Here is a 14,936-nt window from a genome sequence, read left to right as displayed (position 1 = left end):
GAAAACCATGGCTGCCACCATTTTGATCGCCGATGATGACGCCGTACAGCGTCGTTTGGTTGAAAACATGGTGCAGAAGTGCGGCTATGAGCCCCTCGTCGTGGACAGTGGCGACGCGGCGATAGCGGCCCTGACCGCATCCGAGACGCAGGCGATCGATGCCGTCGTGCTCGACCTTGTGATGCCGGGCCTCGACGGTCTCGGAGTCCTCGCAAAAATTCGTGAAGCTGGTTTGAACGTCCCGGTCATCGTGCAGACCGCGCATGGCGGCATCGAAAATGTGGTGTCGGCGATGCGGGCCGGTGCCCAGGATTTCGTCGTCAAGCCGGTCGGCTTCGAGCGGCTGCAGGTCTGCCTGCGCAACGCGCTCAACGCATCGGCGCTCAAGGGCGAATTGCAGCGCATCCGCCACAGCCGCGAGGGCCGGCTGACCTTCTCCGACATCATCACCCGCAGCGAGGCGATGGCCGGCGTGCTGCGCACGGCGCAGAAAGCGGCATCCTCGACCATCCCGGTGCTGATCGAGGGCGAGTCCGGCGTCGGCAAGGAACTGTTCGCGCGCGCCATCCACGGCAGCAGCGAGCGCAAGGCCAAGCCGTTCGTCGCGGTGAACTGCGGCGCGATCCCGGACAATCTCGTCGAATCGATCCTGTTCGGCCACGAGAAGGGCGCCTTCACCGGCGCCACCGAGCGTCATCAGGGCAAGTTCGTCGAGGCCCATGGCGGCACGCTGTTCCTCGACGAGGTCGGCGAATTGCCGCTGGCCACGCAGGTGAAACTGCTGCGCGCGCTGCAGGAAGGCACCGTCGAGGCGGTCGGCGGCCGCAAGCCGGTCAAGGTCGATGTCCGCATCATCTCGGCGACCAACCGCAAGCTGCTCGATCTCGTGAAGGCCGGCCAGTTCCGCGAGGACCTGTTCTACCGCCTGCACGTGCTGCCGCTGACCATTCCGGCGCTGCGGCAGCGGCGCGAAGACATCCCGCATCTGCTGCGGCATTTCCTGGCGCGGTTCTGCGCCGAGGAGAACCGCAACATCACCGGCATCAGCGGCGATGCGATGGCGCATCTGGCGCAGCTCGATTGGCCGGGCAACATCCGCCAGCTCGAGAACACGGTGTATCGCGCCGTGGTGATGAGCGATGGCGACCAGCTCGGGCTCGCCGACTTCCCGCAAGGAGCGGCGCATCCGGTGCCGGAAGGCAAAATGCTCCAGGGCGAGCCGCTGGTGGTGTCACCGTCCACAGCGCCCGCCATGATCTCTGGTAACGAAATACCGGTAACCACTGCCCTGCCGACAGCGGGCGGCCTCTCGATACTCAATGCCGCGGGCGAGGTGCGCCCGCTAGAAGATCTCGAGAACGAGATCATCCGGTTCGCGATTTCGCATTATCGCGGACAGATGTCGGAGGTCGCGCGTCGCCTCAAGATCGGCCGCTCGACCCTCTACCGCAAGCTCGACGAAGCCGCGGCCGGCACGCCCACAAGCGACGCTACCTAAACCTGAGGCCGACAGGGCCATACCAGGGAACCTTTTGAACCGTGTCCCGTCGGTGACAGACAAAGGCTGTGCCGCGTGGCAAAAACGCACGGCCCGAGCGAAATCAGCCGCTTCGAGGTCAGTTTGTCGTGAGTTGCCCCGCAAGGCGCTGGCTGCATAAGAGGGGCAAATGTATCGTCTGCGTTAATTGCGTGCAGGCATACGAGTCGTCTGAGAAGCCGGGCGCTTTCGCGCAAGCTATGAAACCGAATACCGATTTGAACTGTTCCAGAATCTGGGGGGCAGTTCCACCCAGGGGGTGCGAAAATGCGTGACTGTTCGAACAACCGTCGAGGATTTGACCGCGTATTGATGGCCGTCGCGGCGACCTTCCTCACGGTGTCCGCGAGCTCGGCCTTCGCGCAGGACACGCCTCGCTCCAGCGCCTCGGAACTGGCGATCGACGCCGCGATCCCGCGCCCCGAACCGGCCAATGTGCCGCCGCCCACCGCAAGCGATTTCAAGGCCGACACCACCGCCGCGCTGCCCGACGCCGCCAAGCCGGCGGACGTGAAGCCCGCCGAGATGCAGGCCACCGAAGCCAAGCCCGTCGATGCAAAGCCTGTCGATGCAAAGCCGGCAGAACCGAGCGCAACCGCCAAGGCCGTCGAGCCGAAGCCCGCCGATGTCGTCACCGCGCCGGCGCCGAAGCCCGCCGATGCACCGAAGACCGATACCGCGGTCGCGCCGGCTGCGGCCGCACCCGCCCCTGCAACCGCAACGGCTCCTGCCGCAGTTCCGGCTCCCGCGACGGCGGCAGCTCCGGCGACCGAACCCGCGAAGGCCGCGAACAACGTTGCCGCCGAGGATCAGCCGGTCGCCGACAAGCTGCGCGAGCTGCTCGCCGGCAAGTCGCTGCGCACCTTCGATCGCAAGAACGAGCGCGCCGCGGCCGAGAAGTTCTATTCGGCCCGCGAATACGCACCCGTCTTCACCAAGGCCGGCAAGCTGACCGATGCCGGCAAGGGCGTCATCGCCCGCCTGAAGGATGCGGCCGCCGACGGCCTCGATGCCGCCGACTATCCGGTGCCGGATTTCACTGCGGCAACGACGCCCGATACGCTGGCCGACGCCGAGCTGAAGCTCGCGGCCAGCATGCTGGACTATGCGCGCCAGGCCCAGAGCGGCCGCATGCACTGGTCGCAGGTGTCGGCGGACATCCTCTATCCGGAGCATCCGATCGATCCGGCCGAAGTGTTCGCGAATGTGACCTCGGCCAAGGACGCCTCCCGCCGCGCTCGACGGCTATAACCCGCCGCAGAAGCTCTACAAGGAGCTCAAGAAGAAGCTCGCCGAGCTGCGTGGCCAGGGCGACGGCCCGGTGATCACGATCGCCGACGGCCCTGCGCTGAAATACGTCCCCGCGCGCAAGAAGCAGGCCGCGGTCGAGATGGACGATCCGCGCGTGCCGGACCTGCGCAACAAGCTCGGCATCACCGAGGATGCCGACAGCACCAAGTATGACGCGACCGTCGCGCGGGCCGTGGAGAAATTCCAGAGCAGCGTCGACCTCAAGGCGACCGGCGTGCTCGACGAGCGCACGGTGAAGGCGCTGAACAATCCGAAGCGCGACCGTCAGATCGACACCGTGCTCGTCAACATGGAGCGCTGGCGCTGGCTGCCGCGCCAGCTCGGCGCTGCCAATGTCGGCAATGCCTATGTGATCCTCAACATCCCCGACTATACGCTGAAGGTGATGCAGAACGGCGCGCAGGTCTGGACCACGCGCGTCGTCACCGGCAAGCCCGGCCAGCACGCCACGCCGCTGCTGACCGAGACGATGAAGTACATCACGGTCAATCCGACCTGGAACGTGCCGCCGTCGATCATCTACAACGAGTATCTGCCGGCCCTGCAGCAGGATCCGACGGTGCTGCAGCGCATGGGCCTCAAGCTTGAGCGCAACCGCGACGGCTCGATCCACGTCTCGCAGCCGCCCGGTGAAGCCAACGCGCTCGGCCGCATCCGCTTCAATTTCCCGAACAAGTTCCTGGTCTATCAGCACGACACGCCGGACAAGTATTTGTTCGCGAAGGATGAGCGCGCCTTCAGCCACGGCTGCATGCGCGTGCAGAATCCGGATCAGTACGCGTCCGTGCTGCTCAACATCACCGAGCCGAACCAGCACTACACGCCGGAACGGATCCGCAGCATGTACGGCTCGAGCGAAGTCGATCTGAAATTCCCGACGCCGATCCCGGTCAACATCACCTACCAGACCGCGTTCGTGGACGACGCCGGCAAGCTGCAAATCCGCAGGGACATCTACGGCCGCGACGCCGCCATGCTGTCGCTGCTCAAGAACAGCCGCGGCAAGGACCTCGAAACGGTCGTTGCGCACGCCCAGCCGAGCTACGCGCGGCCGCCGAGCAGCAGCCTGCCGCCTGGCGTGAACGTCGCCGGCGACAACAGCGGCTTTGGCTCCTCCGGACCGAACTTCTTCGAGCGCCTGTTCGGGGGATTCGGCCAGCCGGAGCCGCAGCCGGTCCGCCGCGGCCAGGCCCAGCAGCAGCGCCGGGTGATCACCCGCTAATCTGCCCCTCCGCCCGATTGGGATAAATTTTGAAGTAAAATCAACGATCTCGCTCGAAAAGCGAGATCGTTTACGTTAACCATTTCCCATGGGGTCCGGGGAACAGGGCTATCTTTTGCCACACTCCCCCAGTTAGTTAAGCCCAACTTGGGGGCGGGTCGGTAAACCTCGGTTAACCCTCCCGCTTTAAGAAAGCGTTCACCGTCTTCCGCAGGGGGTCTGCGAGGATGCCGACCGAACGCTCGTCGACTGGGTGGGCTCATAGTGCTGGCTGTTTTCGCACGCCGCTACAATCCGCTGTCGCTGCCTAAGGCCGGATACCAAGTCGGCCTGACTGCGCTATTGCTGTTGGCGGGCGCCGGCTCGGTGCACGATGCGACTGCGCTGAACCAGACCCGCACCCTCACCTTCCACCACACCCATTCCGGCGAAGACCTCAACATCACCTTCAAACGCGATGGCCGCTACGACGAAGCCGCGCTGAAGCAGCTCAATCACTTCCTGCGCGACTGGCGCTCCCAGGATGAGACGGTGATGGACCGTCACCTCTTCGACATCCTGTGGGAAGTCTATAACGACGTCGGCGGCAAGCAGCCGATCCAAATCATCTCCGCCTATCGCGCCCCTGCCACCAACGCCATGCTCCGCCGCCGCTCCTCGGGCGTTGCGCGCCACAGCCAGCACATGCTGGGCCATGCGATGGACTTCTTCATCCCGGGCGTGCCGCTGGAGCAGATCCGCTTCGCCGGCCTGCGCCTGCAGCGCGGCGGCGTCGGCTTCTATCCGACCTCGGGCTCGCCCTTCGTGCATCTCGACACCGGCGGCATTCGCCACTGGCCGCGGATGACCCGTGAGCAGCTGGTCCGGGTGTTCCCGGACGGCCGCACCGTCCATGTCCCGACCGACGGCACACCGCTGAAGGGCTATGAACTCGCCAAGGCCGACATCGAACGCCGCGGCAATGGCGATGATGCTGCGACCATCAGCAAGCCGACCCTGTTTGCGAAGCTGTTCGGGACCGGCAAGTCGGGCGACGACGAAGACGAAGGCGCGGCCGCCGTGAACGACAAGCCCGCGGCCCCCACCGTGGTTGCGACCGCGGCCCCTGCAAGATCCGCCGACCCCGTTCCGCTGCCGCGCGCCAAGCCGCAGCAGTTCGCCGCCGCGATCCAGCTCGCCGCCGCCGACGCGCAGCTCGTCCCGATGCCGAAGGCCAAGCCGGCGGTGCAGGTGGTGCAGACGGCCGAGAACACCGCGCCGCAATCGCCCGCCGATATCATCAATGCCCGCGGTTTCTGGGGTGACGAGTCCGCGGCGCCGAAGCAGGCATCGGCCGCGCAGATCGCCGCGCTGAAGGCGCGTGAGGCGGTCGGCGGCTCCGATCCGCAGACCACCGCCAGCACGACCGAGAACTTCAACAAGGCGCTCGCTTATGCGCCGGCTGCGTCCTCGCCGGTCGATCGCGCCAACATCGTCGCGGCGACCGCGCCGATCCCGCGCAATGTGCGCCCGGCGCGCAATGCGGCGGCGCCGGCCACCGAGATCAACACCGTCGTTGCGAAGGGCGCGCCTAGCCAAGGCGTCATCACGACATCGGCGCGGATCTCGGCCGCCAAGGGCAACGATATCTGGATGCGCGTCGTGATGCTGGCGCCGAGCGCGAGCAGCGGCATGCTGACCACCGTGCTCGGCGACACCGACATGAACATGATGCGGCAGCATTTCGTGAAGCCGCAGGCCGCCGTCGCCATGACCTTCTCGGAAGATCCGATGATGGGCATGACCTGCGATCGCTTCTCGGGCTCGGCGACCGCCCTCCTGACGACCCAGTCGTTCGTGCTGCGCACCGCCTCACTGCGCTGAGCCTCGCGAGTCAATTTACCAGCAGGTCAAGCCGGCAGCCCTGCCTTGAGCAGGCCGGCCTCGTAGCGCGCCCGGTCGGGCGCGCGCTTGTAGTGCTGGGTTGCCAGGTGAGCGGCGACCGAGAAGGTCGGCTCACGCTTCAGCACCTCGGTCGCATGGGCTGCGGCCGCCACCGCGTTGCCCATCTGCGCCAATGTCGCGGCGAGGAAGGCGTGATGGGTGTGGTCGGGCCGCGTGATCCGCGAGAACGCCTCGGCCGCGTCGGCGTATTTCTCGGCGCAATAGCAGGCCCGGCCGAGATGACTCCAGAATCGTTCCGGATGGAACGGATTGAGGCGCATCGCCCGCTTGATCCAGTCGATGCCCTCCTCCGGCCGCCCAAGCCAGGTCAGGAGCTCGCCCTGCTGCACGACGACCAGATCGTAGTTGGGATTGAGCGCCAGCGCGCGCTCCTGGTGGAAGGCCGCCTTGTCGTGGTCGTCGCGGTTGAGGTTCAGCGCCGCGAGGATCCGGTGCACGTCGCTGTCATTGTCGTCGAGCTTGAGCGCGATCTCGAGTTCGGCCGCTACCTGCGCGAAGGTCGCGTCGCGGTCGTCGCACCAATTGTAGACCCAGGTCTGGCCGAGCACGCAGGCCCGCCAGGCGTGCGCATGGGCGTAATTGGGGTCGAGCACGATGGCCCGCTCGAGCAGACGCTGCGCCTCCGCATTGTCGTCGCGGGCCGAGCGATGATGCAGCACCTTGGCGGCCAGCACGCACTCATAGGCCGCCATGTTGTCGGTCGGCTTGCGCTTGACGCGGTCATGGGCGGCGGCCTCGACGCGGCCCGGCAAGGTCGACACGATCGCGCGCGTCATCTCGTCCTGGATCGCGAAGATGTCGGCGAGCTCGCGGTCGTAGCGTTCGGCCCAGACGTGCCGGTCGGCCTCGGCATCGATCAGCTGCACGGTGACGCGAATCCGGCCGCCCGCCTTGCGCACGCTGCCTTCCAGCACATAGTCGACCGCGAATTCCTTCGCGACGTCCTGCACCTTCACCGCCTTGCCCTTGTACACGAAGGTCGAGTTGCGCGAGATCACGAGCAGATCGTGGAAGCGCGACAGCTCGGTGATGATGTCCTCGGTCAGGCCGTCGGCGAAGAATTCCTGCTCGGGATCGCCGCTCATATTGACGAGCGGCAGCACGGCGATGGAGGGCTTTTTGGCGACGACAGGGGCGGCCGCCGCGCTTGGATGGTCGGTTGCGGATCTGGCGCCCGATTCGAGATGGACGCGGAAAACCCGGATCGGGCGCGCAATGTTCTTGACGGTCTGGTCGCCGAGATCCTCGAAACTCAGATCTTCCAGGCGATCGCCGACCTGATCGCGGACCGCGCCGGAAATGCAGATGCCACCGGGTTCGGCCAGCACCTCGAGGCGCGAGGCGACATTGACGCCGTCGCCGAAGATGTCGGCACCGTCGACGATCACATCGCCGAGATTGATGCCTATGCGAAACTGCATCCACCGCGCCGGCGCGACGTCGGTGTTGCGCTTGGCCATCCGGCGCTGGACCTCGGCCGCGCACAACACCGCATCGACGACGCTGTGGAATTCGACCAGCAGGCCGTCGCCGGTGGTCTTGATGATGCGGCCGCGATTTTTGGTGATGGCCGGATCGATCAGTTCGATCCGATGGGTCTTGAGACGCGCAAGGGTCCCCGTCTCGTCAGCCTCCATCAGGCGGCTAAAGCCGACCATGTCGGCGGCGAGGACCGCAGCGAGCCGACGCTCTGGTCCTGGCACGTCCATCTGAACGCTCTGCCCGGTTACCTCACCGGCAGTGTAGCAAATCCCGGGATTTCACCCAAGCCTCGCCAAGAGGATTGGGCGAGTTACCTCGGGTGGGCGCCTTGACGACGGCCCTGCCTGCCGCCTCAGAGCATCCCGAGCGCCTGCATATAGGTCTCCAGGATGGTTTCCTGCTCCTGGCGCTCGTTGGCGTCCTGCTTGCGCAGGCGCACGATGGTGCGCAGCGCCTTGACGTCGAAGCCGTTGCCCTTGGCCTCGGCATAGACGTCGCGGATATCGTCCGAGATGGTCTTCTTTTCCTCTTCCAGCCGCTCGATGCGCTCGATGATGGATTTGAGCTGGTCCTTGGCAAATCGCGTTGCGGGTTCATCCTGAACGGCGGCAGACGTGGTGGCCATCGCGTACTCCTGAAATGGCAATGAAATGTCGCGCGAATACGCGCCACGCGCACCGCTTGTTGCGGGCGACCCTCGATTTTGGAGCACGTCCCGTCAAGGAAACATCGCGCTCATCCACAGCGCGCCCACAGGAGATGCGGGCGGCCACGGAACTGGGGTCACATCAATCGGGAATTAGTGCCCGCTTTGGGCCTTCTTCATCGCCGCGAGCTGCTCCGGCGTCGCGCCACCCTGATACTTCGCCTTCCACTCCTCATAGGGCATGCCGTAGACCGCCTCGCGGCTCTCGTCTTTGCTCACGGCAAGGCCCTTGGCGTCGGCCTCTTCCTTCATCCAGTTGGACAGGCAATTGCGGCAGAAGCCGGCAAGGTTCATCAGGTCGATGTTCTGCACATCGGTCCGGTTGCGCAGATGATCGACGAGGCGCCGGAACACCGCGGCCTCAAGTTCTGTTCTGGTTTTGTCGTCAATGCTCATGATCGTGATCCCGGTGTGATGTGCTCACCATATTGATATCAGGTGGGAATTGTCACAGATTTTGCCATATCGTCGCGCAATACGGAGCTGTCCGGCCACGGTGCCGCAGCATGGCAGACGGGCGCCCGCCCGTTGACAGTGCCTGCCGGGCACGCGAAATCGACAATGATTTGATATAGCTTCGCCGCATGAGCCCAACAGATTCTCTCGCCTCAGCTCCCCGCACCATCCGCCTGATCCCGGCCGGCATCCCGGTGCTGGCGCTTGTCGCGGCTTGCCTGTGGACGAGCCCTGCGGCCGCCGATTTCCGGCTCTGCAACAACACCTCGAGCCGGGTCGGGATCGCGCTCGGCTACAAGGACGCCGAGGGCTGGACCACCGAAGGCTGGTGGAATGTGTCGTCGCGAACCTGCGAGACCTTGCTGCGCGGCAACCTTGTGGCGCGCTACTACTACATCTACGCTCTCGACTACGATCGCGGCGGCGAATGGTCCGGTCAGGCCTTCATGTGCTCGCGCGACAAGGAATTCACCATCAAGGGCACCGAGAATTGCCTGGCGCGGGGCTTTGACCGCACCGGCTTCTTCGAGGTCGACACCGGCGAGCAGCGTGCATGGACCGTCCAGCTGACCGAAGCCAACGAACAACAGCCGCAGAAAGTACCGGGAATGCCGGGCGGCGTGGCCCCGGGAAGCCCCGGGGCGATGCCGGGCCTGCCCAGCTCGCCGCCGGGCGCAGCGCCTCCGGGCGCGTCGGGTCTGCCGCCAGCCGCACCACCCGGAAACAAACAATGAGACGACTGCGCCGAATCAAGATCCTCGCAACGCTCGGCCCGGCCTCCTCAGACAGCGCGATGATCCGCAGGCTGTTCGAGGCCGGCGCCGACGTGTTCCGCATCAACATGAGCCATACCCCGCACGACAAGATGCGGGAGCTGGTCAAGACCATCCGCAACGTCGAATCGAGCTACGGCCGGCCGATCGGCATCCTGGTCGACCTGCAGGGGCCGAAGCTGCGGGTCGGCGCCTTTGCGGAAGGGTCGACCCAGCTCAAGAACGGCCAGAGCTTCATTCTGGATTCTGACAAGACGCCCGGCGACAACAGCCGCGTCCAGCTTCCGCATCCGGAGATCCTCGCCGCGCTCCGGCCCGGCCACGCGCTGTTGCTCGACGACGGCAAGGTGCGGCTGATCGCCGAGGAAACCTCGCCCGACCGCGCGGTTACGCGCGTCGTGATCGGCGGCAAGATGTCGGACCGCAAGGGCGTCAGCCTGCCCGACACCGACCTGCCGGTCTCCGCGATGACCCCAAAGGACCGCGCCGACCTCGAAGCCGCGCTGCCGGAGGGGATCGACTGGGTCGCGCTGTCCTTCGTGCAGCGTGCCGAGGACGTGATCGAGGCCAAGAAGATGATCCGCGGCCGCGCCGCGGTGATGGCCAAGATCGAGAAGCCGCAGGCGATCGACCGACTCGCCGACATCATCGAGGTGGCGGACGCACTGATGGTGGCGCGCGGCGATCTCGGCGTCGAGCTGCCGCTGGAGCGGGTGCCGAGCCTGCAGAAGCAGATGATCCGGATGGCGCGCGGCGCCGGCAGGCCGGTGGTGGTCGCAACCCAGATGCTGGAATCGATGATCCAGGCGCCGGTGCCGACGCGCGCCGAGGTCTCCGACGTCGCCACCGCCGTCTATGAGGGCGCCGACGCCATCATGCTGTCGGCGGAATCCGCCGCCGGCAAATTCCCGGTCGAAGCGGTTTCGACCATGAACCGCATCGGCGAGGAGGTGGAGCGCGATCCGACCTATCGCAGCGTGATCAACGCACAGCGCGTCGATCCCGAGGCGACGGTGGGCGATGCCATTGCCGACGCCGCGCGGCAGATCGCCGAGACGCTCGATCTGTCGGCGATCATCTGCTGGACGTCATCCGGCTCGACCGCGATCCGCGTGGCGCGCGAGCGGCCCAAGGTGCCGGTGGTCGCGATCACGCCGAACCTCGCCACCGGGCGCAAGCTGTCGGTGGTGTGGGGCGTGCATTGCGTGGTCGCCGAGGACGCGCATGATCTCGACGACATGGTTGAACGCGCCGGCTCGATTGCATTCCGGGACGGCTTTGCCAAGGCCGGCCAGCGCGTCATCATCGTCGCCGGCGTGCCGCTCCGCGCGCCCGGCACCACCAACATGCTGCGCATCGCCTCGGTCGGACCGAACGGCGACGCGCAGCTGTAGATTCTCGTTTTGACGCGTTTTCTTCACGCGAACCGGTGCCCGCTTCGCTCGAAAGCGCTCTAACCCGCCGCGCCGGGCCACGCATCAGCGCCGCCCCAAGGCTGCGCTCCAGACCGTCAGCCCTGCAACGCCGCGTCGAGCGTGATCTTGGTGTTGAGCAGCTTCGACACCGGACATCCGGCCTTGGCCTTGCCCGCCAAGTCCTGGAACGTTGAGTTATCGGCGCCCGGGATCTTCGCCGATAGCGTCAGGTGCACGGCAGTGATGGCAAAGCCGTCGGCGACCTTCTCCAGGGTCACGTCGGCCTTGGTCTCCATGTGCTCGGCCGTGAGCTTGGCCTCGCCCAGGATCAACGACAGCGCCATCGTGAAGCAGGCGGCATGCGCCGCGCCGATCAGCTCTTCGGGGTTCGAGCCGGGCTTGCCCTCGAAGCGACTGGCGAAGCCATAGGGGTAATCCGAGAGCGCGCCACTCTTGGTCGAGATCGCGCCCTTGCCGTCCTTGATGCCACCCTGCCATTTGGCCGAACCATGGGTCGTCGTCATGCGTTGCTCCGTGAGATTGGTTGAACCCAGCCTCAACCTACAACGCCAATGCGACGGAAGTGTTCGCCGCGCAGCCGCGATCTCAGGCCCCGACCAGCGCCTTTGCCGGGGTCGTCGCCTGCACCACAAGGCCACGGGCGCGCGCGTCCATCACGCCGACCGCGCGCAGCGCGAGCAGCGTCACGGTCTGCACCGCATCGCGCAGCTTGATCGGATCGTCGAGATTGGCCGGCGCCAGCGGGCCGACCAGCGCTTCGTGCAGCGCGCCGAGCAACGCCGTGGCGGCAAGCGCCGTGTCCTGTGCCGGCAGATGTCCGGCGCGTACGGCGGCGTCGATGCGCATGGCCAGCTCGCCGGAAATATCGCGGCGGCTGGCGAGGCGCGAGGCGGTGACGTCGACATCGACCGGCTCGGCCAGGATGCCCCAGGCCAGCTTGCGCTGCGACAGCACGTGGACCGCAATCGTCGTCACCGCGGCCGCCAGCGCCGATGACGGTCCGGGCGCGGCCTCTGCGGCGCGCCGGATCGCGGACAACTCGTCGCGCGAGACCTCCGTGATCAATTCCGAGATCAGCTCGGCCTTCGACGGGAAATAGCGATAGACGGTGCCGGCCGCGACATTGGCCCGCACTGCGACGGGTGCGATCTGGACCGCGGCCATGCCGCCCGCCGCCGCCGCGTCGCGCGCAGCCGACAGGATGGCGCTGCGCCGGGCAGCCAGCCGTTTCACAACCTGATGAGTTCGCCGGTAGACCATGGCATTCCGTCCCCCCACCGTGTGCCCCGGCCGGCGCCCACCGGCAGAACACACGCGTCTTCAATGTTTTGAACGATTGATCCCGCAACCGTTTGAAGAAGTGAACAACTATTCAGACTGAATGACAAGCTGGAATTGTAAGGATTTTGCGACGGCCGCACGCCACCTCCGATTGAACCGGCGGCCCTCCGGTCGACGGAAGGTGCCAACAGCACTCAGGTCCGGATTGGGCTTCCGATGGTAAATCGCGCGCCAAGATAATTGCTCGAAATCGAGACATCCGATCTCGCGCGGACCCACGACATCGCGGTCGCATTTACCCGAATTTATCGGAAGCCGTGGTCGAGTGCGCCCAACGCCACGTGTGGCGTTGCCTCGATGTTCCCGGCCGGACCAAGAAAGCGCATGTCACTCTCCATCACCAGCAGCGTGGGCAGCCGTAGCGCGGTGCGAGGACTGCTGCCGCTGTGCGCCGCCGTGGGCGCCTATCTGTTCTATCTCTCCGCCGGAGAAATCCTGCTGCGCGATTCCGACACGGAGTGGCAGATCAAGGTCGGACAGTGGATCCTCGAACACGGCGCGATGCCGACATCAGACGTGTTCTCGTTCACCCGTTTCGGCGAGCCCTGGATCTCGAGCTCGTGGCTGTCGCAGGTGGCGTACGCTCTCGTGTACGGCGGCGATTGGGCCGGACCGGTGATCCTGACGTCGGTCGCGATCGGCGCGTCGGTCGCGATCTTTCTGCAGCTGTTGAGTCCGTATTTCGATCCGGCGCGTGCACTCCTGATCGCGGCGCTGGCGCTGCTGCTGTCTACGATCCACTTCTTCGCGCGGCCGCATGTGCTGGCACTGCCGGTGCTGCTGGCGTTCATCGGCGGCCTGATGTCAGCCGCGGATCGCCGCACCCATCCGTCATGGTGGCTGCTGCCGCTGATGGCGTTGTGGGCCAATCTGCATGGCGGCTTCGTGCTCGGCCTGGCGCTGATCGGGCCGATCGGACTGGAGGCGGTGTGGAGCGCGGAGCCTAGCCGCCGCCGTCAACTCATCGTGCGATGGGGATTGTTCGGCGTCGCCGCGCTGGCCGCGAGCTGCGTGACGCCCTATGGCTGGAATAGCCTGCTGGGTGCGACCAAGATCCTCAGCCTCGGCAAGCTGCTGTCGCTGATCGGCGAATGGCTTCCCGCGGATTTCAGCAAGCCCAGCTTCTTCGAAGCCACGCTGCTCGGCCTGATCGGCGTCATCTGCTATCGCGGGCTGACCCTGTCGGTGCCGCGGATCCTGTTGCTGCTCGGGCTGATCTGGATGGCGCTGAGCCATATCCGCAACATCGAGATGTTCGCGTTCATCGCGCCGCTGGTGCTCGCCAAGCCGATCGCCGAACAATGGGGAATGGCAGGCGTCCGCGCCACCCGCTTCGAGGAAGGACACGCCGTCCCCGTCGTCACGATCCTGGCTACTATCGCGATGGTGATCGGAGCGTGGGTGACGACGACGATGTTCGTCGCACAGCACGAGTTCAAGTTCCTGCCGGTGTTCTCGCCCATTGCCGCCGTCGACGTCCTCCAGCAACACAAGGCGCAGCGCGTGTTCAGCACCGCGCCGTTCGGCGGCTACATGGTAAGCCACGACATGAAGGTGTTCATCGACGGCCGCGCCGAGCTTTATGGCGAGCAATTCGTGCTCGATTATTACGCCGCGCTCGATGCCCGCGACGTCGGCCAGCTGCTGGACCTGCTCGACAAATACCGGATCGACGCCACACTGTTGAGCTCGGACTCTCCGGCCGGAAACGCGCTGGACCATCTCAAGGGCTGGAAGCGGCTCTACAAGGACGACATCGCCGTCATCCACGTGCGGTCGGACGAGACGAAGGCCGGCGTGCCGGCGGCGGCAGAAGGTTCGAATTAGGCGCGTACTCCTAAATGCGTTACGCCCGCTTTTGCCTTGAGGGCCGCCGTCGGAGGCGACATAGATTCAAGCCAGCTTTGGGCCCAACAGGCGACATAAGAACGAAGAAAGCCGCCAACTGCGGCGGCCTTACCTCCATGTCGCGCGGCCCCTCCCGAAACCCGGATGTCGAGCCTGAAACTCGTCCATAAACATGAGGCGAGCTTGGTTGAGGATACCCCGAGCTTCTTTCGAATAGCCGTATTCTTCGGCTTGGGACCAAAGGTCATAAACCTGGAGCATGAAATCTTGGTATCGTTCGGCTGGATCGACCAGATCGCCATACTTGTCTCGCTCACCCGCCATGCTGATCTCCGAAAGCAACAGAGAGTCACAGGAGCAAACCTTTCATAGGTCCGCAATGGGTCAAAGCCGGCATATAGCGGCCGAGCCGAGCGACGTCCGCTTTGCCCTCGGAGGCCGACGCCGGGGCGATCTTAGCGCTTGCCGCGCTCTTTGACCGGGATCACGAATTTCAGACCCGACCACACCCGCATCGACGGCGCAGACCTTGATGTCGACCAGGCCGGACGCGAGCCCGATCTCGCGCACCGCCCTGTCATCAAGGTCGGTCGCGACGCCTGAGCTCTTCTTCGGCCACGACACCCAGATCATGCCGTCGGGCGCGATCGCCTCCCGGTAACGCTGCAGCTTGGCGGCGAGCCCCCTGGCCTCCGCGGCGAACAGATGCACGGCATCGAGTGGCGCCCGTGCGGTCTTCGCGATCCGTACATCGGCAGGCAGCCCGCCGACGATGTCGCCATAGGGAACGGACAATCCGTCGACAAAAATACAAAAGCCCGGCTTGAGGCCGAGCTTTTGCACAATCGGTTTGCCGGAAGGGCCGGCCATGGCGGGCGAG

General features: G+C 65.5%; 11 protein-coding genes and 1 pseudogene. 6 read left to right on the top strand and 6 right to left on the bottom strand.

Annotated elements, in window-relative coordinates:
* Nucleotides 1-7: 7 nt before the first annotated feature.
* The 3 genes and pseudogenes from ACVWW1_RS36395 (at nucleotide 8) to ACVWW1_RS36385 (ending at nucleotide 5,933) form a co-directional block, all read left to right on the top strand.
* Entirely contained in the window at nucleotides 8-1,498 is a 1,491-nt protein-coding gene (locus tag ACVWW1_RS36395; RefSeq protein WP_456659208.1) for a sigma-54-dependent transcriptional regulator, read from the top strand.
* 306 nt (nucleotides 1,499-1,804) lie between these two features.
* A pseudogene (locus ACVWW1_RS36390) lies at nucleotides 1,805-4,070 on the top strand (L,D-transpeptidase scaffold domain-containing protein).
* Between the two features lie 264 nt (nucleotides 4,071-4,334).
* Entirely contained in the window at nucleotides 4,335-5,933 is a 1,599-nt protein-coding gene (locus tag ACVWW1_RS36385) for a DUF882 domain-containing protein (protein ID WP_456659207.1), read from the top strand.
* A 26-nt stretch (nucleotides 5,934-5,959) separates the two neighbouring features.
* Here ACVWW1_RS36385 and ACVWW1_RS36380 read toward each other — a convergent pair whose 3' ends face one another.
* From ACVWW1_RS36380 to ACVWW1_RS36370, 3 genes are all read right to left on the bottom strand, one after another.
* Nucleotides 5,960-7,723, bottom strand: coding sequence for an adenylate/guanylate cyclase domain-containing protein (locus ACVWW1_RS36380; protein WP_420966869.1), 1,764 nt, complete (start codon nucleotides 7,721-7,723; stop codon nucleotides 5,960-5,962).
* 125 nt (nucleotides 7,724-7,848) lie between these two features.
* Nucleotides 7,849-8,121: a DUF2312 domain-containing protein gene (locus tag ACVWW1_RS36375; RefSeq protein WP_029085502.1), complete on the bottom strand. Its 273-nt coding sequence runs from the start codon at nucleotides 8,119-8,121 to the stop codon at nucleotides 7,849-7,851.
* Nucleotides 8,122-8,295: 174 nt separating this feature from the next.
* Nucleotides 8,296-8,598, bottom strand: coding sequence for a DUF1244 domain-containing protein (locus ACVWW1_RS36370; RefSeq protein ID WP_176533687.1), 303 nt, complete (start codon nucleotides 8,596-8,598; stop codon nucleotides 8,296-8,298).
* Between the two features lie 188 nt (nucleotides 8,599-8,786).
* On the opposite strand from ACVWW1_RS36370, the gene ACVWW1_RS36365 reads away from it, so the two are divergent.
* Nucleotides 8,787-9,392, top strand: coding sequence for a DUF1036 domain-containing protein (locus tag ACVWW1_RS36365; protein ID WP_456659206.1), 606 nt, complete (start codon nucleotides 8,787-8,789; stop codon nucleotides 9,390-9,392).
* On the top strand, nucleotides 9,389-10,825 hold the full coding sequence (gene pyk, locus ACVWW1_RS36360; RefSeq protein WP_176533688.1) for a pyruvate kinase: 1,437 nt from the start codon (nucleotides 9,389-9,391) through the stop codon (nucleotides 10,823-10,825). The genes ACVWW1_RS36365 and pyk overlap by 4 nt, the downstream gene beginning before the upstream one ends.
* A gap of 116 nt (nucleotides 10,826-10,941) precedes the next feature.
* On the opposite strand, the gene ACVWW1_RS36355 is transcribed toward pyk, so the two are convergent.
* Complete coding sequence (locus ACVWW1_RS36355; RefSeq protein ID WP_176533689.1) at nucleotides 10,942-11,370, bottom strand: OsmC family protein; 429 nt, start codon at nucleotides 11,368-11,370, stop codon at nucleotides 10,942-10,944.
* A gap of 82 nt (nucleotides 11,371-11,452) precedes the next feature.
* Entirely contained in the window at nucleotides 11,453-12,127 is a 675-nt protein-coding gene (locus ACVWW1_RS36350; RefSeq protein ID WP_176533690.1) for a TetR/AcrR family transcriptional regulator, read from the bottom strand.
* Nucleotides 12,128-12,532: 405 nt separating this feature from the next.
* On the opposite strand from ACVWW1_RS36350, the gene ACVWW1_RS36345 reads away from it, so the two are divergent.
* Nucleotides 12,533-14,035 carry a hypothetical protein gene (locus ACVWW1_RS36345; protein ID WP_456659205.1) on the top strand — a complete coding sequence of 501 codons (1,503 nt, stop codon included), beginning with the start codon at nucleotides 12,533-12,535 and terminating at the stop codon, nucleotides 14,033-14,035.
* 405 nt (nucleotides 14,036-14,440) lie between these two features.
* Here ACVWW1_RS36345 and ACVWW1_RS36340 read toward each other — a convergent pair whose 3' ends face one another.
* Nucleotides 14,441-14,926 carry a DUF3052 domain-containing protein gene (locus ACVWW1_RS36340; RefSeq protein ID WP_456659204.1) on the bottom strand — a complete coding sequence of 162 codons (486 nt, stop codon included), beginning with the start codon at nucleotides 14,924-14,926 and terminating at the stop codon, nucleotides 14,441-14,443.
* Between the last annotated feature and the right edge of the window lie 10 nt (nucleotides 14,927-14,936).

It is taken from the genome of Bradyrhizobium sp. JR3.5 (genome assembly GCF_054057015.1).
The sequence above is the reverse complement of the archived record's forward strand: the minus strand, read 5'-3'. Positions and strand labels throughout refer to the sequence as shown.